Origin of the sequence: Apibacter sp. (genome assembly GCF_025291155.1) — a bacterium.
GTDB lineage: Bacteria > Bacteroidota > Bacteroidia > Flavobacteriales > Weeksellaceae > Apibacter.
This window is the reverse complement of the sequence record NZ_JAMBJZ010000008.1, coordinates 1-25,200: the sequence shown is the minus strand read 5'-3', so window position 1 is coordinate 25,200 and position 25,200 is coordinate 1. Positions and strand designations below refer to the sequence as shown.

Genomic DNA, 25,200 nt, shown 5'->3' with positions numbered 1-25,200 from the left:
AGCATGTTTTTGATATTTCTATCAATTAAGTTATACAGAATAATTTAACCGTATGGTATTTTTAACTGAAAAAGAGAAAAACATAAAATTAATAAGAGGCGGGTGTAATTATTGTATGATATATAAAAAGTTCCTGATCATTCAGGAACTTTTAAAATTAAATAGTACAAATATGATGAAATTAACCAGCTATTTCTTTAGGGTCTTTTGGGAAGAACCGCTTCGGAGATAACTTGAACTACAGGTCTGTCTGTTCCGGCTAAAATTTCATTTACTGCTTTTAATAAGGTCAATTCTTCTTTCAAGTGCGGTGCTGATTGCTCCACTAATTTTGCAGCGAGTCCTGCTGCCGGTACACCTTCAACTGTTTGCTCTAAACGGTCCATTTCTGCTAATGCTTCTTTAGCTTTTTCTCCCCTTCCTATTCTTACACCATATACTTTGTTTCTGCCGGATAATCCTGTGACTTCCAAATCACCTACTCCCGGTAGACCGAAGGCAGTTTCCATTCGTGCTCCTAGAGCCTGTCCCAATAAAGACATTTCTTTGATTGCACGGTTAAAAGTTGCCGCTTTCAAATTATGGTGAGGAAATCCCGTTCCTTCTTCCAATCCATCTGCAATTCCTAGAGCAATAGCATATACGTTTTTCATAGGAGCACAGATCTCAACTCCGGTTTCATCATCGGTGGCTTCTATGCAGTATACATCCGTTCTTGCTTCTCTAGCATACATCTGAGAAACCTTTATATCCTTACATCCAAAAATAGTTGCGGTCGGTTTGCCCTCTGCGCATTCGTTGGCTTTTACTGGACCGGCAATTGCAACAATAGGAGGTATTGATACTCCTTTTTGACGTGCGATAGTTCGAATGGCTTCTGGAAGAAGTTGGATTTTACCCTCTTGATTGGGACAAAATCCTTTTGATGTTAACCAAAGTGCTTTTCCTTTTGAGATCCCCTCCAAAGCCATCTCGGTAATTTTGGGTACACCTACAGAAGCAACAGACATTACAACGACATCAGCTCCTTCCAGTGCTTTATTTAGTTCATCTGAACGATATAGTTTAACTCCTTTCGCAAGCGGTACTTTAGTTCGCGGATGAGGTTTTCCCGCTTCGCATGCATCAATTAAATGATCATCCAACCATGTCCCCCATAGTCGTACTTCCCAGCCTGATTTACATAGTGGGGTGCATAAGCCTGATCCCATGGCTCCAGCTCCTAATATTGTGATTATTGACATTTTTTTAGTTTTTATATTTTGTAAATTTTAGTTATTTATAATTCTGATTTAGGTGATTCCGGCCTAGTGGATGGATACTTTTCAGAAAGAATGTAAAGTTGTTCAAATACATTTTTTAATTGCGGATATAATTTATGTTGTATTTCAGCAACTTCTTTGTATCTTTCAGATTGGGTTAGATCGGGTTCTATGGTTTCTCCGAACTGGGCCATATATTTCGCTGCATTGGCTACATTTTTAGCCCCGTGAGCCTCTATTCCCGCCATAGCAATGACTGCTGCGCCTAAAGCAGAAATCTCATCTTCTGAGCAAATTGTTATAGGGAGTCCTATAGAATCTGCCATAATTTGTCGCCATAATTTCGAACGAGTTCCTCCACCCATAGCCCGAATTGATTTTAATTTTACTCCCGTGCCTTTTTGGATAGATTCCAGATTAAATTTCATTTCAAATCCGATAGACTCTAAAATGGATCGATACATATGTGCTTTAGAATGGGTTCCTCTCCAACCTACTACTGCTCCTCTTGCAACAGAGTCCCAATAAGGGCTTTGTACAGCATTCCAATAAGGTAAAGTAACAAGTCCTTCGCATCCAGGAGGAATATTAGAAGCTTCTTCATCTAATCTAGGATCAGGCTCTCCTAATAATTTAGGGTCTCCTAAGGATTGGCGAAACCATCCGGCCAGATAAGATCCGGAGGATTGTAAAATTTCGAAAACGAAATTTCCTTTAATTCCTGAAACATGAGTTCTAAAGATTGGGTCGCATTTGTAATTTGTACTTTCTACTCCCGCATTAACGGCAGTCCCTAGATTCAAAAAAGCTATGTCTGGGGAAACAGCAGCTGCACCAATTCCTGCCGCCTGTCCGTCTCCTAATCCCGCGATGACAGGTATAGGTTTGGATAATTTCCATTCTGCAACGAGTTCCGATTTCAATACTTCCATAATCTCTCCGGGAGGTACTAAATTAGCCATTTGTTCTCTTTTTACCCCAGCTATATTTAATAGTTCATCGCTATAGTCAAATTTACGGATGTCTAATAATCCTAGAGAATCCGTGGCAGCTACTGAAGAAATCCATTTTCCGGTAAGATTCCATGCGATATATCCATGTACTTCAACGATTTTATGTGCTTTTTTTAGTATTTCGTTCTCGTTTTCTTTCAACCAGGCAATTTTATATATTCCGGGAGTAACACCAGGAGGTTTTCCAGAAAGATCGTGTATATGCTGAGAACCATAGGCTCTGATTTGCTTTGTTGCACGACCATCCAGCCAGAGAATCCCATTGCGTAAGGGAATGCCGTTTTTATCGAAGGGAGCAAAACTTTCTCGTTGATGGGTAATCCCAATAGCTGAAATTCTTTCTCTGTCTTTAGAAGAAAGTTTTGACAATACTTCTCCAATGCACTCTTTAGTAGTTTCCCACCAACGGATCGGGTTGTGTTCATAAAAATCCATAGCAGGTGTATGAAGTTGTATATTTCTTTTAGCAGTATGCCAAACATGTCCGTTTTCATCAACAATAATTGCTTTGGTAGACGTAGTTGAAGAATCGATAGCAATTACTAAAGGACCGTCATGTGCTTTTTTTGTGTCCATAGTTTATAATTTTTTTGTGGTTTTAGTTTAATTGAAAGTCAATTAAACAAATATATTTACTAAATCGAAACTATGCAAGTATTAAACGAAACTTTTTTTACTAATATTTGTAATATTATAATTTAATCGAAAGAAAAATGAATTTAAAAATTGATTTTTGTGAATGGGATAATATACAAACTCTTGTTTTGTTTTTTTTAAATAGATAATTTTATTGATTTTTTATACTTAATATATAAATAATGTTTTATTTTTTTAATAGAAATAGAGTTTATCCTTTAAAATTATGATATGTGTTTTGTTATTAGAAGCATAAGTATTATTATCCTCCGAGCATCTTTTTTATATGATTTAATTTCATTAAGGCTTCTATAGGTGTTAATGTATTGATATCTGTTTTTAATAGCTCTTCTCGAATATTTTCTAATACAGGATCGTCTAACTGAAAAAAACTCAGTTGCATGTTTTCGTCTGTTAAGGTTTTTGTTCTTTCTTTAAATTCTTCTTTAGAACTATTGTTTTCCAATGTTTTCAAAATTTGTTCTGCTCTTTGAGTTAAAACAGTAGGCATACCCGCTAATTTTGCTACATGTATACCAAAACTATGCTCACTTCCTCCGGGTATGAGCTTTCTAAGAAATACAATGGTCCCGTCCAATTCTTTAATGCTAACATTAAAATTTTTTATTCTGGGAAAGGAGGTAGTCATTTCATTAAGCTCGTGATAATGAGTTGCAAAAAGTGTTTTAGGGTGAGAAGGGTGTTCATGTAAAAATTCGGCAATTGCCCAAGCTATGGAGACCCCTTCATAGGAACTTGTTCATCTTCCTATTTCATCTAATAAAATCAAACTACGATCGGATATATTATTCAGTATACTTGCTGTCTCATTCATCTCCACCATAAAGGTAGATTCACCTTTAGACAAGTTATCTGAAGCACCTACCCGGGTAAATATTTTATCTACAATCCCGATACTTGCATTTTTTGCCGGTACAAAACTGCCTATTTGTGCCATTAAAACGATAAGTGCTGTTTGTCTTAGCAACGCTGATTTTCCCGCCATATTTGGGCCTGTTATCATCAATATTTGTTGCTTTTGATCATCTAAATAAACTGAATTCGCTACATAAGACTCTCCTAAAGGGATCTGTTTTTCTATAACCGGATGTCTGCCCTCTATTATGTCAATGGTTTTAGTGTCAGTAATTTGCGGATGAGTATAAGAATTATCCTGTGCTGCTTCTGCGAATGAAAGTAAGGTATCGATGGTTGCAATTAGAGAAGTATTATGTTGAATATCAATCAAATTATTTTTTATTTTTTGGCAGAGGTTTTTAAATAATTCGGATTCCAAAATACTTATTTTTTCTTCGGCTCCCAGAATCTGTGTTTCATATTCTTTTAATTCTTCAGTTATATATCTTTCAGCGTTAACAAGAGTTTGCTTTCTAATCCAATCTGAGGGGACTTTATTTTTGTGCGTATTTCTAACTTCTAAATAGTATCCGAATACATTATTAAAATCTATTTTTAAGCTAGGAATCCCCGTTTTTTCCGATTCACGTAAGCATAAATTCTCTAAATATTCTTTCCCGTGATTTTTAAGTTCTCGTAATTTGTCGAGATCTTCGGAGATACCTTCTTTTATAACGTTTCCTTTCGATAAAGCTACGGGTAATTCATCATGTAGTTGGGTTTGTAACAGTAAAACTACCTCTTTTAAATCTTTAAACTCTCCAAAATTCTTAAGCGTTTTATGATTTTCATCTTTCAGGATTTTTTCAATATGAAGGTAGTTAACTAAAGAATCTTTTAAATATCCAAGTTCTTTAGGAGAAATACGTTCTCCGGCCAGTTTTCCCAACAACCTTTCAACATCTGATATGCCTTTAAGTTCCTCGGAAATACTATAAGTAATTTCCGGAAATTTTAAAAAAAAGTCAACTACATCCAATCTACGGTTTATAATATTTATCTCTTTTAAAGGAGTGAGAAGCCATCTTCGCAGCATTCTTCCTCCCATATTCGTATGGGTTCTATCTAATATTTTTAATAACGAAACCGATTGTGGATCGGAAGTGCCTATAAGTTCTAAATTCTTTATGGTGAAATCGTCCATCCAAACAAAGGTTTCTTGCGGCAATCGTTGGATATTGGATATGTGATCAAGTAGTTTATGATGTGTATCCTCAACTAAATAAGCAAAAACTGCACCGGCGGCAATGATGGCTGCTTTCATTTGATCCATACCAAAACCTTTTAAAGATTTGGTTTTAAAATGTGTAGTTAGTTTGTCATAAGCATAATCATACTGAAATGCCCAATCGTCCAATTGAAAAGCATATGCTTGATGTGCAAAAGGTAGGGGGCGGTTTCGCTGATGAATGATTTCGGTAGGCTTAAAATTATCAATCAGATGATGGAGCTTGTGTTCATCTCCTTCAGCAACAAGAAATTCACCTGTAGAGATGTCAAGTAAAGCCATACCATATAAATTTTTTTCTTGGTGTACGGACAATAAAAAATTGTTGCTTTTTGCCTCTAAAACTTTATCATTAAAGGTAACTCCAGGGGTAACTAATTCTGTAACTCCGCGTTTAACTATTCCTTTTGCCATAGAGGGGTCTTCCAACTGATCGCAAATGGCAACTCTAAGTCCTGAACGCACTAATTTAGGTAAATATACATCTAATGAATGGTGTGGAAACCCGGCTAACTCAGTATGAGTAGCTTGTCCGTTAGCTCTTTTAGTGAGTACAATTCCCAAAATTTTGGAAGCTTTTATGGCATCTTCTCCAAATGTTTCATAAAAATCTCCAACACGGAATAGCAACATAGCATCCGGATATCGGGCTTTTATGCTGTTATATTGCTTCATTAAAGGAGTTTCTTTAGTCTTACCCATTACTTATGAGATTATAGATAGTAGGTGTTAATTTACATGAATTTGCTAAATTACCACTTATTAATGATTTTAAAAATTGCCATTTTAAATGAGCGAAGGCTTTTTTCCATGTAGAACAATTCTTTTAAATCGGATTTGAACATTTTTTTATGACTTTTGTCATGCAGAGATATAATAAAATAAGATATTATCATTTTAATAATTAAAATAGGATAGGGGTTATGTGAATAACTCATCAATATAAAATGGTTAAGCTATAAAAATTAAGAATTGTTAAGTATTGGTATTTCAATACTTTTATATACACCTTGAAGTGATGAGACTTACCGGAAGGCTTACAAATATTAGCAATTCGTAATTATCTCCCATAAAAAAAGCATATATTAAAATCCAGAATAATAAATAAAAAACCAAGATAGTATGTTGTGAAGAAATATATAAATCTTCAGAAATATTTTTATTTGAATATTGGCTTATCCAGCCAAAAATCAATATTACTAAGAGGATTAATAAAATAGGTATTTGATATTCGAAATGAAATTTGGGAATGGTTAATTGATTAGCCCAGTTAGCAAGATAAGAAAATGAATCGGTAAGTAGAGTTATTTCAAGTGCAAGGATACCCGTAACTAATACTCCTGCAATATATTGGGATATATTTATTTTTTCTTTATAATTAACAATAGTCATAAACAGAAATAAAAATACAATAATAATGGTGGGAAAATATAAAAGACTTGAAATGGAAGCAAGCATACCAATATTAAAATATTTCAATTGAGAAGATTTTTTAAAGATACCCAACATTAACAATAACGCCATTGAAAGCAGTAAATAGGTAATTCCAATGTTTAAATTAGAGAATTCATTACATGATGGTATAAATAAAAGATTATAGATGGCTACTCCCCAAATTTTTCTTTTTTTTCTAAATTTTGAACATAAGATGGTAATGAGATTTAAAGCATAGGATAGCGAGCTGATAGTTGCAATTGTCCATATCTCAGAAACAGAAGTAATTTTTGAATTCAAATAAAATATAATAACTCCTAAAAAAATGATCCACAAGCCGAAAACGGGAAAAAAATATTTGTTAAAAGGGGAGTTCGAGTACATTTTTTTATATATTTGCTACAAAAATATAAAAAAACCTATTAAATCATGACTGAATTAATTCTTGGAATTGGGAAATTATTTACATGGTCTTATAAAATATTGCCTATTATTGGTCATTTTGTGGATTGGTTTTATGTGGTGGTTCTTTGTTTATTTTTATTGTATTGGTGTAAAAGAATTATTGGTTTTACACAAAAAGACAATAAATATGACGGAGACCATCTATAATAATTGATTAGTAGATCTTAGTACTCATTGCTATATATTTATGAGATTTTTTTTCATTTTTATATCCACTTTTTTTCTAATCTTAGCTTGTGAAGATAATAAGATTAAGGAATTAAAATTAAAAACAAACCGTTCCGGAATTTCTAGCGACTCTTTATTTTTTCTATCTGATACAGTAACGATTACCGCGGTTGGAGATATTATGTTGGGAAGTAATTATCCCTCATCCACGTATTTGCCGGAAGTTAACATACTTGAAGGAATTACTCCTACTCTTAAAGAAAAATCAGATCTAATTATAGGTAATTTAGAAGGAACCTTATTTGATTCCGGAGGGAAACCGAAAAGATGTTCCAATCCAGCGTATTGTTTTGTATTCAGAACACCATCTTCTTATGGAAAGTATTTAAAACAGGCAGGGTTTGATTTTTTGAGTTTAGCCAATAATCATAGTAATGATTTCGGGACATTTGGAAGAGAAGCAACCAAAAAAAATCTGGATATTCTGGGAATACAATATGCAGGAATATTGAATCAATGTGAGTATGCGATTAAAAAAAAGAATGGAATACGGTATGCTTTTATAGGAGCAGGGCATAATCTCGGATTGGTTAGCTCAACTAAATATGATGATGTGAAAAGAATAATAAAAGAAGTGCGTCCAAAAGCTGATATAATCATTGTCATGTTTCATGGAGGAGGAGAAGGAGCTTCTTATCAGCGTATACATTTTAAAAGAGAATTTTATGCCGGCGAAGATCGTGGAAATGTTGTTGAATTTGCTCACGTTTGTATTGATGCCGGTGCTGACCTTATTATAGGTAGCGGTCCTCATGTAACAAGAGCAGTTGAGATTTACAATAATAAATTTATTGCCTACAGTTTGGGTAATTTCGCTACTTACGGAAAAATTACGCTTAATGGTCCTAATGGAAATGCTCCAATTCTTAAAATTAAAACTGATGTTAAAGGGAATTTCATTTCATGCAAAGTGCTTTCAACATTTCAAAGTAAAGGATCAAAAAACGGACCGGAAATCGACCCTGAACATAGGGCATTGAAATATATTAAATACTTGAGTAATACAGATTTCCCCAATAGTCGTTTAAAATTTTCAGCATCAGGAGAAATTAAAACAAATCATTAGTAACTAAAATAATATAAAATTAAATTCACTTCTTTACAAAGCCAAGGAGAATCTAGATTTAAATTATTGTATTATTTAGTTTGAATTTGTTGAAAAGTTACCTTATTTATTTAAAGGAGAATAATTATTTTATTTTTTCTTATATACCTGCTGGTATAGTGTCTTGGTTCGTCAATTGAGCTATTTAAATGCGTTAGCATTGATATCTATACACTTAGGAAATAGTTGATAAAAAAGAAAAAAATAATTGGATAATTGTTTTTTTTATCTAAAACTATATTTTATTTTTATGTCAGTCTTACTAAGTATACTATTTAATGAAAATAAAATATATCTTTTTTTTATGGGTAATAGCTCAATTAATGCTATCGGCCCAAATTCCAAGCTATTACAGTTCAATAGATTTTTCAAAAAATAAGGAGGAGTTGAAGGCAGATATTTCATCTTTACTCACTACTACCCATACCACTTTATTATACTATAGTAATGCAAAAAAGCCGGATGTTTGGAAAACTTTAAAATTATCAGATTTGGATCCGGAAAATGTCCAACAAAATACTGTTTTGTTGATATATGGTTATCATGACGATCCTGAGGATCTCATGCATAATCGAACCAGAAGTGTAGATTCATCTTGCCATAAATCTTCTTGCAAAGGGCTTTGGACGAGGGAACATGTTTTTGCAAAATCACTAGCAAATCCGAAACTAATCACTACCTCAAGAGGTCCCGGAACTGATGCTCATAATTTAAGAGCTGTTGATCAACAATATAATATACGACGCAGCAATAGAAATTTTGCTGACGGATCGGGAAACTCAGGCAATGTCTCATCTACAGGTTTTTATCCTGGAGATGAATGGAAAGGGGCTATAGCGAGAATAATTATGTATATGCATGTTAGATATCCGTATCAATGCGAAGCAAAAAATACGGCAGAAAGTTCTTATACATATAGTGCTGAAATGCCAGATTTATATCTAAAATGGAATGCCGATAAGGATCCATCGTTATTTGAAAAGTTAAGAAATGAAGTTATTTACAACATACAAGGAAATAGAAACCCGTTTATTGACAATCCTTATATAGCAACTCTTCTTTGGGGAGGCCCTAGTGCATTAAATACATGGGGTTATATGTCAGTTGAAGAACTTATTAATTCGCCTGAGTGTAAAGTTTATCCAACGATTACCTCTGATAATTTTGTTTATGTAAAAGGAGCTAATATTAAGGCTATATATATTTATAACATTTCAGGTAATCTACTCAATTACATTACATACATTAATGATGAAAGAATTCCAATTCCTAATCAAGTAGGTATTTATTTTATAAAATTGGTTACTGATAAAGGAAATCAAAATTTTAAAATATTTAGAAAACCTTAGTAATTTATATAATTTGAAGTTAATATAAAGGAAATTATTTGAAAACTAATGTTTTACTGTTAGATGTAAAAAAAGTGTGAATTAATAAATGTAATAATTTGAACACCTAATGAAGGTGTTTTTTATTATTATAATTAACTGATAGGATGTTCTTCAATGGTACTCTCTAATTATGTGACTTGACGAAAATAATTAATTTAGGTTAATTGGTTTAAAATTTCAATAAATTATTTTTAATATAATTACTTATGCTAATTTGATAAATTTATAACTAAAGATTGTTCGTTATTCATGAAATAAAAAAAGTATATAATTAAAATTAATATTAATTTTAAATAACTAATAAATAAAAAAAAACTATATTTATTCTCATTGATTATTTATTTATTGTTATTTTTGCTTATTAAAAAATAAAATATAAAATTAATAACCATGAAAAAGTTTACTCTTAAGTTTTTTAGCTTTTCCCTTTTAGGGATAATATTAATAATGCAATCTTGTAGTAATGAGGATAGCCTGTTAGATTCTTCCTCGTTGTCAACAGCTTCCGATGAAACGCTATCTACTTTTGGCTTGCCTAATAAATCAGGAAAGATAAGGACATTAAATTACAATGATTTAATTGAAATAAAAAATAAACTAACTGCGGCTAAAATTAATTTACCTGATTTAGAATTAAAAGAACCTTCAAAGTCTGATAAAAGCAAACCCTTTGTACAAGTTCTTAAAGTTAGTACTAAAACTGCTCATCCTGATCGTTCAGGTAAAACTATAGATGTATCAGGTGTATTTTTATTACCTACTAATTTAATTCCCAGTAGTTCATTAAAAAATCGTATAATAATTGCACCTCCACCTACTTATACTTATAATAAATTAGCTCCTTCTAATGCATTTAAAGGTTTTAAATGGACGGATGATGATTTGCATTTTAATTATTTGGCTTTTTGGACTATTCAAGCCTATAACGGATTTATAGTTTTCTTTCCTGATTATCCGGGGTTTGGGGATTCATATAAACAATGTCAACACCCCTTTTTAGATTCCAAAGCAATGGTTAATTCTACTTTAGATTTGTTTAAATCAGCAAAGGTAACTTTAACCAAGAATGGATATAAATTTAAAAAAGACTTAATTATAACCGGGTATTCTTTAGGAGGTTTTATTGCAGCCTCTTTAGCTCGTGAAATTGAAACCAATCCTTCTCATGGTTTAAGCGTTGACTTATTGGTGACAGGAGGAACTCCTTGTAATTTGAAACAAATAATCGATTCAATAAGAGCTTCGAAAAAAACTGAACATAATTATTTTATTGCCTATGGACTATGGGGGTATCAAAAAAATGCCTATCCTTATATAAATATTACTGATTTTTTGAAAGAACCATATGCTTCTAAATCACTTTCATGGTTCGATGGAACTCACTATGATTCAGATGTAAATTCGTATTTTTCAAACAGACCTAAAGATATTTATACTGAAAAATTTATGAAATCATTAGATACGGATGCTACTATTTCTTATGTGAATGATATTCTTGTAGAAAATAGTGTAAAACCTTGGAAAAATAAATGCAAATTTATAATGACCCATGGTGTTTCCGATTTGTCAGTTCATTACCAAAATGCCTCTGATTTTTCAAAACAACAAAATCAAATAGGAGGGAAGGTCACTTTTATACCTACTGTAGGAGAGCATGAATTAGGAGTAATTCCTTATTATCTTAATGCATCCTATTTTATGGCGATTTATAACTAACATTAGTAATTGATAAAAAAAACAGGCTTTATAAAAAAGAGCCTGTTTTTTAATTTTTTTTAAGCTCTGTAAATATCCAATTTTAAATAAATCTGAGGTAGGCTTTATTAGTAAATAATAATATATTGTTAAAAGATAAATAGGTATATAAATAGACGTAATTAAATTAAATTAATATTTTTTATGATTAAAATTATGTTAAATAATTGTATTTAAATTGTTAATTTTGTTTGATAAAAAATAAAATAACCTTATAGTTATGAAGAAAAAAATTTATAAAATTTTAGTATTATCCTTAATGGGTATAATGCTAACTATTCAATCTTGTAACAATGAAGACAGCTTAGCTGATGTTTCTTCTAATTCAGTTGAAAAAGCTTCCAATACAAAGTTGGATGAAGTACCTGTTAAATCAGAAGTTATAGCGACTTTTGATTCGAGTGATTTAGTGAATATTAAAAATAAATTAGCGGGATTAGGTATTGATGTTTCGGGTTTTAAAATTGATAAATCAGAATCTTCAAAAACCAAATTACCTGGTTTATTGCCATATGTGAAAGCATTGAAAGTGACAACTAGAACTCCACATCCTAATCGCTCGGGAGGATATATTGATGTTTCAGGAGTTTTATTGCTTCCATCAAAAACTATTTTTACGGATTTACAGAAATTTCGTATTATGGTTGCAACACCTCCTACTTATACGCTTAATAATGAAGCGCCGACAAATTTATTTAAAAATTTTAAATCAAAATTAAAAGATAATGATTTTCAGCTTAATTTCTTAGCCTTCTTTACGCTTCAAGCAAGTAACGGATTTATTGTATTCTTCCCTGATTATCCTGGATTCGGAGATTCGTATAAACAATGCCAACATCCGTATTTAGATTCCAAAGCTATGGTTAATTCAACTTTAGATTTATTAAAAGCGTCTCAAAACACACTTTCATCTGAAGGGTATAGATATAAATCTGAATTAATTATTACCGGTTATTCGTTGGGTGGTTTTGTTGCTGCATCGATAGCAAGAGAAATTGAAACGAATCCTTCTTTAGGATATACGTCCAATTTATTATTTACAGGGGGAACTCCTTGTAATTTGAAACAAATTACAGACATCGTAAGAGCTTCGAAAAAAACTCAACATACTTATTTTCTTACTTATGGATTATGGGGATATAAGTTGAATGCCTATCCTAATATAAATATTAAAGATTTTTTAAAAGAGCCATATGCTTCGACTTCCTTATCTTATTTTGATGGCACACATGGTGATCTAGAGGTAAATGCTTATTTTTCTCAATATCCTAAGAAAATGTATACTGAAAAATTTATTAAATATCTTGATACAGATCCAAGTTTAGCGTATATGAATGATATACTTAATGAAAATAGTGTAAAACCTTGGAAAAATAAATGCAGATTTATAATGACCCATGGGATATCTGATGTTTCTGTATATTATCAAAATGCCTATGATTTTTCACTTCAACAAAATAAAAATGGAGGAAAAGTAACTTTCATTCCTACAGAGGGAGATCATATTATAGCTGTAAAACCGTATTTTGATAAAATGACTTTTTATACGGCTCTTTATAAATAATTTTTTTAATTTATTATCAAAAAAGCAGATTTATTAAATATAGACCTGCTTTTTTATTGATAAGACCAGATTATTTTAAATATTTTATAAAAGCCCAAATTTTTCTTTTATTTAAATATTTCATATTCTTATCATTTATATATGCTTCTCTTTCAAAACTAATTTTATGATACGCTATATTTGTGTTTTTATATTTTATAAGATTAATTATATATTCTACTAAATAACAAATAAAGAAAAAGATCCAAAGCATTTCCAGCTGTTGTCTCAAATGTATTTTTTCATGATTAATTAATATTTTGTTGTGTTTTAGGTATTTGTAACGTATAAAAATAAACGGGAATATGGTCATTCCCTGGAAATCACCATAAAATAGATATGGGAAATATATTATCATTTGATATCTACAAGTTTATAATTAAAGAATTTAATTTTTTTCGTTGATTTTCTGTATTAACGAATAATTCTAATTAAAAAATACGGCTCTGTCCATGACGGATATATATCCATATATTTTATTAGCCCAATCACTATATCTAAGTTTTTATATATTTATGTTTAATAAATGAATTCGTTGATAAACTAAAAAATAATTATAACTTTAAAAGTATAAGAAGATATTTGTCCTTTTTTCAATTGTAAAAATAAAATAAATAAATTATATACTAATTACTTAAATAAGCCAATAATTAATTTTTTAACAAATTTTGTACCTTTACGTTGTTTTGAAAACAAATTCTATTATACACTCAATTTTTCCGATTTTAGAAAAGAGTATTTTAAGTTCGGAAGTACAAATTTTTTTAGAAAATAAAAGTAACATTAATATATCTGTATTAGGGTCTGCAGGTTCTTATATTAATATCTTTAGCAGTTATTTATTTAACTTGTTGAATAAAACTATATTTATGGTTTTTTCAGATAAGGAAGAAGCTGCTTACGCCTTGAATGAGATAGAGGGTATTTTTGGTAAAGAAAAAGTTTTGTTTTATCCAACTTCACACTTAATTCCTTATCAACTTGAAGAAGTACAAAATGCAAATGTGGTTTTACGAACTGAAGTTATAAACAGTATAACGCAAATGCAAAGCCCTAAGATTATTATTACCTATGCTGATGCGATCACAGAGAAAATAATCACTAAATCCGAACTAAATTCGATAAGCTTAAAGATAAAAGTAGGTGAAAAAATAAATTCGGATTTTCTTAATGAAACTTTATTTACCTTTCACTTTAAAAGAACCGATTTTGTAACGCAACCAGGAGAATTTTCATTGAGAGGAGGTATTTTGGATGTATTTTCCTATTCAGACGAAAAACCTTATCGTATAGGATTTTTTGGAGATGAAGTGGAAACGATACGTAAATTTAATATTGAAACTCAGCTTTCTGAAGAAAAAGTTGATGAATTTATGATCGTCCCAAATATAGATGCTTCTAATCTTGAAACGCTAAAAGTATCATTTTTAGATTATTTACCTTCCGATGCCCTATTTATAGGAAAAGATTTATCTGTATCATTATCAACCATAGAAAAAAAATTTAATAAAGCAGAAGAAATCTATGCTACCTTATCGCAAACTATAAAACGAAGTGAACCGTATGATTTATATATACAGCCGGATGAATTTATTTCCAAATTACAATCTCATTCTTGTATTGAATTTTCATCCATTCCATATTTTAAAGAATTTAAATCAGTTCGATTAGATCAAACGGAACAACCCAGTTTTCATAAACAGTTTGAATTATTAGGGCAAGATTTGCTTGAGAAAGAAAAATTAAAATATAAAAATTTCATAACATTTCAGTCAGAAAAGCAAGAAAGTAGACTTCAAGATATATTTTCTGAAATAGAAAAAGAAATACCTTTTACTGGATTTATTGCAAATGTGAATAAAGGTTTTGTAGATCATAATTCTAAATTCCAAATCTATACAGATCATCAAATTTTTGAAAGATATCACCGCTATAATTTACGTAATTCCTTCTCGAAATCGGAATTTTTAACGTTAAAAGAACTTACCGATTTAAAGGTCGGAGATTATGTAACGCATATCGACCATGGGATTGGGAAATTTATGGGACTGGTTAAAATAAAAAATGATGATAATTTACAAGAAACCATTAAACTCGTTTATAAAAATAATGATATTCTTTATGTAAACATCCATTCACTACATAAAATTTCCAAATTTTCAGGTAAAGAGGGCGGAGAAATTACTCTGAATCAATTAGGTTCGGCAGCTTGGAAAAATCTTAAGAATAAAGCAAAAAGGAAAGTTAAAGAAGTAGCATTTGATCTTATTAAATTATATGCGGATAGGAAGACAAAACCAGGATTTTCTTTTTCGCCTGACGGCTATTTGCAAAACGAACTGGAAGCTTCTTTTATGTATGAAGACACACCTGATCAAGAAAAGGCTACACAGGAGGTAAAAAATGATATGGAAAAACCTATTGCTATGGATAGGCTTATCTGTGGAGATGTAGGCTTTGGTAAAACGGAAATTGCCATACGAGCTGCCTTTAAAGCAGCAACAGATGGAAAACAAAGCGCTATTATGGTACCAACAACCATATTGGCCTTACAACATTATAAAACTTTTGTTTCCAGGTTAAAGGATTTTCCGGTTCGTGTTGAATATTTAAATCGCTTTAAAACAGCTGGGCAAAAAAAAGAAATAATACAATCTCTGGCGGAGGGTAAAATAGATATTATTATTGGTACTCAACAATTAATAGGAAAAGATGTTAAATTCAAAGATTTAGGTTTATTGATTGTTGATGAAGAACATAAATTCGGAGTTTCAGTAAAAGATAAATTAAAAACTATAAAAACGACGGTAGATACATTAACATTAACTGCTACTCCTATCCCTAGAACTCTTCAATTTTCATTAATGTCAGCTAGAGATATGTCTGTAATTAAGACTCCACCGCCTAATAGGCAACCCGTTCAAACGCAGCTTATAGGTTTTAATGAAGAACAAATACGAGATGCAATCATCTATGAGCTTAATAGAGATGGGCAGATTTTATTTATTAACAATAGAATAGAAAACTTAGACATACTCGCCGGCATGATTAAACGTTTGGTTCCAATGGCTAGAATAGCCATTGGACATGGACAGATGGAAGGGAAAAAACTTGAAAAAATAATGATAGATTATATGGAGGGAAACTACGATGTTTTAATTTCAACTACAATTATTGAATCCGGATTAGATGTTCCTAACGCAAATACTATTTTCATCAATGATGCTCAGAAATTTGGTTTAGCAGATTTGCATCAAATGCGAGGAAGAGTAGGAAGGTCTAATAGGAAAGCCTTTTGCTATCTTATTACACCGCCATTAGATGTCATAACTTCTGAAGCTAGAAAGCGTTTACAAGCTATAGAGCAGTTCTCTGATTTAGGCTCCGGATTTAATATAGCAATGAAAGATCTGGAAATAAGAGGAGCAGGGGATTTGCTTGGGGCTGAACAGAGTGGTTTCTTTGCTGAAATTGGATTTGAAGCGTATCAACAAATTTTGAATGAAGCTATTGAAGAATTAAAAGAAGATGAATTTTCTGATTTGTTTGTCGAAGAAAATGAGAAAAAGGATTTTGTGTCAGAAGTGCAGATCGATACGGATTTCGAATTGTTAATACCGGATCAATATATAAATAAAGTAGAGGAACGCTTTTCTCTTTATCAAAAATTATCAGAAATTAAAAACGAAGATGAGCTTATTAATTTTAAAAATGAGCTTATCGATCGTTTTGGAAAATTACCTAAACAAACCCAGGAATTATTAAAGAGTGTAAAATTAAAATGGATTTCAAAATCATTAGGATTTGAAAAATTATTAATTAAGAATGGAGTTTTATTAGCATATTTTCCTATGAATGCGCAATCTAAATATTATCAATCAGATATTTTTAAAAAGGTTCTTGAATTTTTGCAAAATAATCCTTCTGAAGCATCTTTAAAACAAAAAAATATTAACGATACTTTACAGCTTTATTTAAGAAAAGATAATATAATGAAAATGGATAACATTTTAGATTTTATGGGGAGTATCAATACATTTATCAATTTATAAAAGAAGTCCGTATAAAAAAATGTATCTTAGCATTTATTATTATATTTTAAAAGTTTATGTTTCAATCACGCTTATTTAATAGTTTTGATAAGCTTTTAATCTTATTACTAGTTGTAGCGACCTTTCCTCTGCTATTTCTTTCATTTTATAATGAACCATCAGCAGATGATTATGCTTATGCGATAAAATTATTTAAAGATTCTTTTTTTTATATAGAATATTATGAATATATGCATTGGGGAAGTAGATATACTGCAACCGCTGTATTAATTACCAATCCTATTCATTGGGGTTATTTTTTCGGTTATAAAATAATATCCATATGTATGATCGTATTTTTTATATACGCTTCATATTTTATGTTTTATCAAATAACAAAGAAGAAAATTTTATCGATAAAACTTGCTTCACTATTATCTTTTGTGTATATTTTCTTATTACCAGGAATTGATTCTGCTTTTTATTGGCTTTCAGGTTCTGCTACTTATCATTTAGGGAACATTTTTTTTTTAATGTATATAGGTTGTTCTGCTAAGATTGCAGAAAAAAATAAGATCTTTTTAACAATAAGTCTTTTTATTCTAATTTTTCTGATAGTTGGTTGTAATGAAATATCCATGATTTATTTACTTCTATATAATTTTCTTTTTTTAAGCTATAATTATTATACAACTCGTAGATTTTTTACTCTACATTTTTATCTTTTTACTTGGACCGTTCTTTTGACATTTTTTATACTCATTGCACCTGGAAATTATGAGCGATCTCATTCTATAATCAATCCATTGTCATTATCAGAAATTTTTTTTAAATCGTTAAAAAAATCTATTGTATTAATTTTTAGATATGCATTAATCTCCTTTATAATTACTTTTCTGACTTTCTATAATCTAAGAAAGCCCTTACAGGATATTAAATTAAAGATGTTAACATTGCCTTATTTAATTTATATTCCCTTATTTTTTGTTATAATTTTTATTGGATGTTTCCCCAGTATATATAGTTTAGGAAGTTATCCGCCTTTACGAACAGTAAATGTGATTTTTTTTGCAGTTTTGATCTTAATAATGATAGTATGTTACAAATTAGTTTCTTGTCCATTAACCAAAAAATTACAGGTACCACAGTTTTTAAGAATTATTATTTTGCTAATTATAGTTTTAGGTTATACTTTTGTCATAGGCGATAAAAATGTTTATGATATTAATAATAATATTTATAACGCATATGAAGATATATTAAGCGGTAAAGCCCAGAAATATAATAAAGAAGTTCATGAAAGATATAAAATTATACATAGCTCAAAGGAGGATACTTTATATTTGCCTCCATTACAAGCAAAACCGCAAATCATTTATCATTCAGATATAAGCCAAGATCCCAAGCATTTTTATAACGCATCTATGGCTGAATTTTTTAATAAAAAAGCGATCATAAAAAAATAATAAACATATAATACATAAACCATGAAAACTAATTGTGTAGTTGTTCCTTGTTATAATGAAGAATTCAGGTTGCCAGTTAAAGATTTTGAAAAAAGTCTTGTTGAAGAAAATAACCTTTTTTTCTGTTTTGTTAATGATGGTAGCTCAGACCAAACATTAAAGATCTTAAATGATTTGTATCAAAAATTTCCCGAAAAAGTTTTAGTAGTAGATAAAAAACAGAATGCTGGCAAAGCGGCAGCCATTTTTACTGGTATTAATGAAGCTTTTAATTGGAAAAATTTTGATATTTTTGGGTATTTGGATGCCGATCTTGCTACTTCAGTAGAAGAATATAGTCGTGTATGTTCCTATCTGAATGAAAACATTATATTTGTATTCGGCTCAAGAGTGAGGAGAATCGGTTCCCATATTAAAAGAAAATTGCATAGACATCTAATTGGAAGAATTTTTGCTACCTTATCCAGTACAATGTTAGATTTACCTGTGTATGATACTCAGTGTGGAGCTAAAGCATTTTCAAATGAAGTAGCTAAAAATATTTTTACAGATCCATTTATTTCAAATTGGAGTTTTGATATCGAAATTTTCTTTAAATTTATAAATGTTGTAGGTAAAGACAATGTTGAAATAAGAGCAAAAGAAATTCCTTTAGAAGCTTGGAGAGATGTTGGAGATTCAAAAGTTAAATTTTCTTACTCATTGAAGCTCCCTTTTGAGTTATTTAGAATAAAAAGATATTATAAGAAAGCATAATGCTCTTCTTATATATTGTTAGATATTTAATATAAATTTTATGAATAAATACCTGATTGTAGGCTTAGGAAATATAGGAGAAAAATATAACAATACTCGACACAATATAGGCTTTTTGATAGTTGAAAGATTAGTTGAACAGTTAGAAGGTAATTTTAAATCTGCCAATTTCGGACAACTTTGTGAAACATCATATAAGGGAAGAAAAACATTTATTCTTAAACCGAATACTTATATGAATTTAAGTGGAAATGCAGTTAAGTACTGGGTTACAAAAGAAAAAATTAAACTAGAAAATTGCTTGATAATTTGTGATGATTTAAGCCTACCTTTTGGTACAATACGAATTAAATCTAAAGGAAGCAGTGCTGGACATAATGGGTTAAAAAGTATTGAAGAACTATTGCAAACGAAGCAATATCCACGATTTCGTTTTGGAATAGGTGATGATTTTTTAAAAGGGAAACAAATTGAATATGTTTTAGGAGAGTGGGATGAGAAAGAGAAAATGATGCTTAGTGATAGAATAAATAAAAGTGTGGAAGCAGTAATGTCTTTCATTTTTTCAGGTATAAACAATACGATGAATCAATACAACGGTAAATAAATCAATTTTATTAGAAAAAATATTTGATACTAATTTTTTATAAGAATTTCCAAAAAATAAGATCAAAATATTTTTAATAAAAATTCATGACTAATTAATTTAATAAAACTAATACCGAAATATTCAGTTATCAGGTCTGATTAAGTTTATAAATATTACTTATTTTTTTTCGACGGATGATAAAGAGGGATAATTATCAAGAGTTTCAAATATGTAATGCTTATCTTCCTTTAAGACAGAAATAAATTTTTGTAAAGAATCTGCGTACTGCGGTTTATTAAACATTCTGTCGTGGACCAAAATAACAATAGAATTTGGACTGTGAGTTTTTCCGTATTTTAAAGTATTTTTTACCTTTCTTATCATTTCAGTAGCACTCTCAACTGGTATATTAGTGTGAACAAATCTCCATTCTAAATCCCAACCGTAAACTGAATAACCTATTGAATCAAGTTTTTTTGCTACATTAAATGCAGATGATTCACCTTTAATTTCGTGATTTACAGCCCAAGTATTTCTACCTGGAAGTCGAGCGATTTTATGTTTCAGTTTTAATTTGTTTTCCGCTGTAATAAAATCCTGTAATGCTGTTTTAGAGTTTTTATAAAATAAGGAATATTTATTATTTGCATGAGAATTACTGTGGTTACAAACTATAAATAAAGGGTTATGATTAATAGAATCCACTAATTTTTCTTGTACTATTCCCGAATTATGTTGACCTATCATAAAGAAAGTGGCTCTAATATTATATTTTTCCAATATATTTCTGCAGTTATTAGTACCAGGTAATTGAGGACCGTCATCTAATGATAGGTACACATAGTATTTATTAGAAGAATCCTTGGCTAAACCTTTATGCGTTTTTAGTTTTAAAGAATCCTTATTATTTTTTGTGGATTTATCTAATTTATGAGGATTTTTAATTTGAATTAATGAATCATCTGTTTTATGATTTTTTGTTTTATCTGTTTTTTTTGAAGAAGAATTGAGATCAGAATTGGAAATATGGGATTCTTTAGGTTTATTTTTTATCTCGTTATTGTCTTTAGTGCAACTTAATAGTCCTATAAATAAGAGTAGGATGAAACAATATAATTTCATATGTTATCAGTAGTTTTAAAATTTTAAAATATTAATTAAATTAAAATTTAATCAAGAAATTAGCATAACATAAATCATGCCATATTTGTTTTGCTTTTTTGTGATTATATTTTAAAAAATTATAAAAAAACATTAATTGTTAGGTTGTTATTTTATAATGTGTATTTAAATTTTCATAATTTTATATAAAATTTGAATTTACTATATTTATAATGGTAAATGTTTAAGATGTAATTTAATAATGAAATATTTTATTGATTTTAATTAAACAAATGCCTTTTGTAACTTTGTCATTGTGCGTAAAATAATTCATATAGATATGGATGCTTTCTATGCGTCGATAGAACAAAGGGATCATGAAGAATTCAGAGGTAAACCTCTAGCTGTTGGGTTTGCAGGAGAAAGAGGTGTAGTGGCAGCTGCTAGCTATGAAGCAAGAAAATTTGGAATATATTCCGCAATGTCCTCTAAACAGGCTCTACAACGATGTCCTAATCTTATCTTTACCCCTGCTAGGTTTGAAGTTTATCGTTCAATTTCTCGACAAATAAGAGATATTTTTTTACAATATACAAATTTAGTAGAACCCTTATCTTTAGATGAGGCTTTTTTGGATGTAACCAACAATTTTAAAAATATGAAGTTTGCTATGGATATTGCTAAAGAGATAAAAGATAAAATTTTTATAGAAACTGATCTAACGGCTTCAGCTGGAGTTTCATTTAATAAGTTTCTTGCAAAAATAGCTTCCGATTATAACAAACCCAATGGCTTATTTATAATTACTCCACAAAAGGCGGAAAAATTCGTGGAGAAACTTAAAATTGAGGATTTTTTTGGTATTGGAAAAAAAACTGCTGAAAAAATGCATCAGATAGGAATTAATACAGGGTGGGATTTAAAACAGAAAACAGAAGATGAACTGATCGAATTGTTTGGTAAGCATGGAAAGATCTATTATTTAAATTCAAGAGCTCAAGATTACCGTGAGGTAAATCCTAACAGAATAAGAAAATCGGTTGGCTCTGAAAATACATTTATGGAAGATACAAATTCTTTGCCTAAATTATATATAGAATTAGAAACGGTTTCAAGAGATGTTATTAAAAGAATGAATAAAAATTCTTTTAAAGGAAGAATCGTTACTTTAAAAATTAAATATGCAGATTTTAAAGTAATATCCAGAAGTAAAACTTATCCAACTATTATATCTGACTATACAGCTTTGTATAAATCGGCATTAGAGTTATTGCATTTAGTCGATCTAAATAAAAAAGTAAGATTAATTGGACTAAGTATTAAAAGTTCTGATACAGAACCTGAAATTGAGATAAATAAAAACTATCAATTAAAAATTCCTTTTAATGAGTTTGAAAATTTTTAATTAAAAATTTATAATAAAATATTATATTTTTAAAGATAGTTATTTTAAATAATTCCTAATTCAATAACTAGACTTAATAATTGTTTGGTGTCTTTAACATTGAAAGAAGCCCGAAGTAGGGCAAGACGCTTTTCTATTGAACTTTCACTATTGGGGACTATTTGTTTTTCTTTGAAATGCTGCTCTACATCTTTCTGGGTAAATCCTTGTGAAAGTAATTTTAATAAGTAAACATCATAATCATTTAATTCATATAAATTATTTTGAAATGATTTGTAATTAACGTTGGAAATATAAGATTCATTTTGATTTATAGATATGATAGCTTTTTGTAATTCTTTAGTATCGCTCCTTCCTTTGGTTACAAATCCATTGATTTTATATTTATCGAACATTGATTTAATTTTGTGGAATCTATTTTCAATCGAAAATACAATTACTTTAAGATTAGGTTGTTCAGTTTTTGCAGCTTGTATTAAATCTTCTCCTCCCTCTAATTTTTGTTTCCTATAATCTGAAGCAAAAGATAGGTCGGTAATTAATAACTCATAGGGTTCATGATCAATAATAGCTCGTTTAATTTTGAGCAATGCTTCGTCACAATAAAAAGCTTGGTCAATGATTGGGATTTTTAATTCTTCAACAGTTTTTTTAATGCCTATATTATAACTATCGAAATCTTCTGAAATTAGAATTTTATTAAACATTATTAATGGTTGTTATAAATTATATTGAAATAATAATTTTTATAGCAAAACCTCTTTTTTTTTCACTATCAATAAAATAACTTCCTTGGATAGGATTTAATCGTTTTTTTATATCTGTTAAATCTTTATAGGAATTAATGAAAGAGCCGGACAGACCAATACCATTATCAGAATATTCTATAATTATTGTAGAATCTTCTTTTTTAAATTTCAAAGTCACAATATCCGCTTTACTATGTTTTTTCATATTAGTCATCAACTCTTTCAATATATAATATATCTCTTCTTTTTTATTGATTGATATATTTTCCCAAATATGAGGCTCATTTCCAATCAATATTATTTTGGTATATTTAGCTCCATATGGTTTTATCATATTTCGTAAAGTGATTGAAAAATCATCTTTTAAATCAAGATTAAATTCTGCATCATGAGAGATATCTCTCGATTTTTGATATAATAATTCTAATTCGTCAATTATTTTAGTAGGTCTAATATCAGAGTTATTTTCTAATTGCACCATAAGGAAGTAAATTCCATTAGCAACTTCATCATGAATTTTTTTAGAATATTTTAATTTAGTACGATGCACTTCTTCTGTTTTTTCTTGTCGGAATTTGGCTTTTCGTCTTTGATACCAGAATATTAAAAACACCAAAATTAAAATTGCTAAGAAAGATAAAGATCCAAATATCACACTCTGCTTTAATAGTTGGTAACTTTTTTGCGCATTTTCAGCTTTTAATGAGGCATTTTCTTCTTTATTTCTTTCTACCTCATAACTCATTAAAGCAAATTTATTTTTAGCTTGAACTCTTTTTGAATTTATCGAATCGCTTATTTTTTCGTATAAATTGAAATAATATTTTATACTACTAGATTGTGAGGTTATCGGGATAATTTTTTTTATAGCTACTTGCTGATCATCTAGATTTCCTAATTTTAAAGCTATATCATACATTTTATTGGCATGAAAAATAGCCTTTTTAGCATTATTATTTTCGTAATATTCTGATAAATGATAATGATTGGCAATTTGTCCTAATAAATCTGAATATTGTTCTCTTACTTTAAGGGAATAATAAAAATCTTTATCTGCTTTAAAATAAGGATTAAGTAGCCATTTAGCATAAGCTAAATTATCTATAATTCGAGCTTGATGAAGGGGGAGATTGCTTAAAAAAGGATCTTTATTTAGATTATTTAATATTTTTATAGCATTTATGTAATTTCCAGCTTTTATGTTAACAACTGCAACATTATTTTTAATATTTATAGAAGATATTTTATTAGTAGAAGACTGTAAAGCCATGTTGTAATACTTTATAGCTTCGTCATAATCTTTTAATTCTGTTTTAGAAATTGCTAAACAATTATATGCGGCAGATAATAAAGTGTTATTTTGTAAATCTTTAATATATCTTAACGCTTCAACTGCAGATTCTTCGCTACCGATATAATCACCTTCATTAGCTTGTGTAATAGCTATGTTTATTAAGCTTTTTCCAATAAATTTATAATTATTTTCAATTAAAAAAGCTTCTTTAGAATGATTAAAATAATAGAACGCGCTGTCGCTTTTACTTTTATTTAAAAAATAAAGCCCCATATTGAAATAAATATATGCTAATTTTGAAATATTTTTATTTTTTTTGAGCTTAAATATTTCTTTATAGTCAAATGGAATAGTGTCATTATTAATAATACTGTTTTTTTTTTGTGATTTGGTTGATATTTTATGATTTCGCTTATTTTTTATTATACTACTATCCTTGCAAGATGTTAAATTCATCAATATAATAATTGCATAAAATAAAAATTTTATAAAATCTATCATTTTATCCATGAATATAAAATTATAAACTTAGAATATTAAAACTTATTATGTAATTATAATATTTATATTTTATTATTTAATATAAAAGTAAATTAATAAAAAAAAGACAAGGGATACCTTGTCTTTAGTATTAAACCATTTAAAATTTTAATAATGGAAATTAAATAATTTTTATTGATCTTTTTTATATTTTATTCATGATTACCGTACAGGATTTTGAGCAGTTTCCCCGCTGACATCCATTTTTCTTATGGAATTTTGAGTATTTTT

General features: G+C 29.4%; 16 protein-coding genes and 1 pseudogene. 10 read left to right on the top strand and 7 right to left on the bottom strand.

Features of this window, described 5'->3' with window-relative positions:
* Positions 1 to 197: 197 nt before the first annotated feature.
* The 4 genes and pseudogenes from M3Z80_RS01805 to M3Z80_RS01790 all read right to left on the bottom strand — a co-directional run bounded on the left by M3Z80_RS01805 (position 198) and on the right by M3Z80_RS01790 (position 6,875).
* Positions 198 to 1,244, bottom strand: coding sequence for an NAD(P)H-dependent glycerol-3-phosphate dehydrogenase (locus M3Z80_RS01805; RefSeq protein ID WP_293916971.1), 1,047 nt, complete (start codon positions 1,242 to 1,244; stop codon positions 198 to 200).
* 35 nt (positions 1,245 to 1,279) lie between these two features.
* Positions 1,280 to 2,851, bottom strand: a complete 1,572-nt coding sequence (locus M3Z80_RS01800; protein ID WP_293916969.1) for a xylulokinase — start codon at positions 2,849 to 2,851, stop codon at positions 1,280 to 1,282.
* A gap of 322 nt (positions 2,852 to 3,173) precedes the next feature.
* A pseudogene (mutS, locus tag M3Z80_RS01795) lies at positions 3,174 to 5,759 on the bottom strand (DNA mismatch repair protein MutS).
* A 297-nt stretch (positions 5,760 to 6,056) separates the two neighbouring features.
* Entirely contained in the window at positions 6,057 to 6,875 is an 819-nt protein-coding gene (locus M3Z80_RS01790; RefSeq protein WP_293916968.1) for a DUF6427 family protein, read from the bottom strand.
* A gap of 45 nt (positions 6,876 to 6,920) precedes the next feature.
* Here M3Z80_RS01790 and M3Z80_RS01785 point away from each other — a divergent pair, with 45 nt between their 5' ends.
* From M3Z80_RS01785 to pth, 9 genes are all read left to right on the top strand, one after another.
* On the top strand, positions 6,921 to 7,103 hold the full coding sequence (locus tag M3Z80_RS01785) for a hypothetical protein (protein ID WP_293916967.1): 183 nt from the start codon (positions 6,921 to 6,923) through the stop codon (positions 7,101 to 7,103).
* A 40-nt stretch (positions 7,104 to 7,143) separates the two neighbouring features.
* Positions 7,144 to 8,250 (top strand): CapA family protein, encoded by a 1,107-nt coding sequence (locus M3Z80_RS01780; RefSeq protein WP_293916966.1) that lies wholly within the window; start codon positions 7,144 to 7,146, stop codon positions 8,248 to 8,250.
* Between the two features lie 317 nt (positions 8,251 to 8,567).
* Positions 8,568 to 9,638 (top strand): endonuclease, encoded by a 1,071-nt coding sequence (locus M3Z80_RS01775; RefSeq protein ID WP_293916964.1) that lies wholly within the window; start codon positions 8,568 to 8,570, stop codon positions 9,636 to 9,638.
* Positions 9,639 to 10,070: 432 nt separating this feature from the next.
* Positions 10,071 to 11,396: an alpha/beta hydrolase gene (locus M3Z80_RS01770; RefSeq protein WP_293916962.1), complete on the top strand. Its 1,326-nt coding sequence runs from the start codon at positions 10,071 to 10,073 to the stop codon at positions 11,394 to 11,396.
* Positions 11,397 to 11,655: 259 nt separating this feature from the next.
* Positions 11,656 to 12,999 (top strand): alpha/beta hydrolase family protein, encoded by a 1,344-nt coding sequence (locus M3Z80_RS01765; protein ID WP_293916960.1) that lies wholly within the window; start codon positions 11,656 to 11,658, stop codon positions 12,997 to 12,999.
* 725 nt (positions 13,000 to 13,724) lie between these two features.
* The gene (gene mfd / locus M3Z80_RS01755; RefSeq protein WP_459251434.1) at positions 13,725 to 17,090 is read left to right on the top strand and encodes a transcription-repair coupling factor; all 3,366 of its coding nucleotides are present in this window, start codon (positions 13,725 to 13,727) and stop codon (positions 17,088 to 17,090) included.
* 56 nt (positions 17,091 to 17,146) lie between these two features.
* A complete protein-coding gene (locus M3Z80_RS01750) occupies positions 17,147 to 18,535 on the top strand; it encodes a DUF6056 family protein (protein ID WP_293916956.1) in 1,389 nt (462 codons plus the stop codon).
* A gap of 21 nt (positions 18,536 to 18,556) precedes the next feature.
* Entirely contained in the window at positions 18,557 to 19,291 is a 735-nt protein-coding gene (locus M3Z80_RS01745) for a glycosyltransferase (RefSeq protein ID WP_293916954.1), read from the top strand.
* Between the two features lie 40 nt (positions 19,292 to 19,331).
* Positions 19,332 to 19,898, top strand: coding sequence for an aminoacyl-tRNA hydrolase (pth, locus tag M3Z80_RS01740; RefSeq protein ID WP_293916952.1), 567 nt, complete (start codon positions 19,332 to 19,334; stop codon positions 19,896 to 19,898).
* A 159-nt stretch (positions 19,899 to 20,057) separates the two neighbouring features.
* Here the strand turns inward: pth and M3Z80_RS01735 are convergent, their stop codons facing one another.
* A complete protein-coding gene (locus M3Z80_RS01735; protein ID WP_293916951.1) occupies positions 20,058 to 21,002 on the bottom strand; it encodes a polysaccharide deacetylase family protein in 945 nt (314 codons plus the stop codon).
* 295 nt (positions 21,003 to 21,297) lie between these two features.
* Here M3Z80_RS01735 and dinB point away from each other — a divergent pair, with 295 nt between their 5' ends.
* Positions 21,298 to 22,386: a DNA polymerase IV gene (gene dinB, locus M3Z80_RS01730; RefSeq protein WP_366519847.1), complete on the top strand. Its 1,089-nt coding sequence runs from the start codon at positions 21,298 to 21,300 to the stop codon at positions 22,384 to 22,386.
* A gap of 44 nt (positions 22,387 to 22,430) precedes the next feature.
* Here the strand turns inward: dinB and M3Z80_RS01725 are convergent, their stop codons facing one another.
* Complete coding sequence (locus tag M3Z80_RS01725) at positions 22,431 to 23,093, bottom strand: response regulator transcription factor (protein ID WP_293916949.1); 663 nt, start codon at positions 23,091 to 23,093, stop codon at positions 22,431 to 22,433.
* A 19-nt stretch (positions 23,094 to 23,112) separates the two neighbouring features.
* Positions 23,113 to 24,939, bottom strand: a complete 1,827-nt coding sequence (locus M3Z80_RS01720; RefSeq protein WP_293916948.1) for a tetratricopeptide repeat-containing sensor histidine kinase — start codon at positions 24,937 to 24,939, stop codon at positions 23,113 to 23,115.
* Positions 24,940 to 25,200 lie beyond the last annotated feature (261 nt).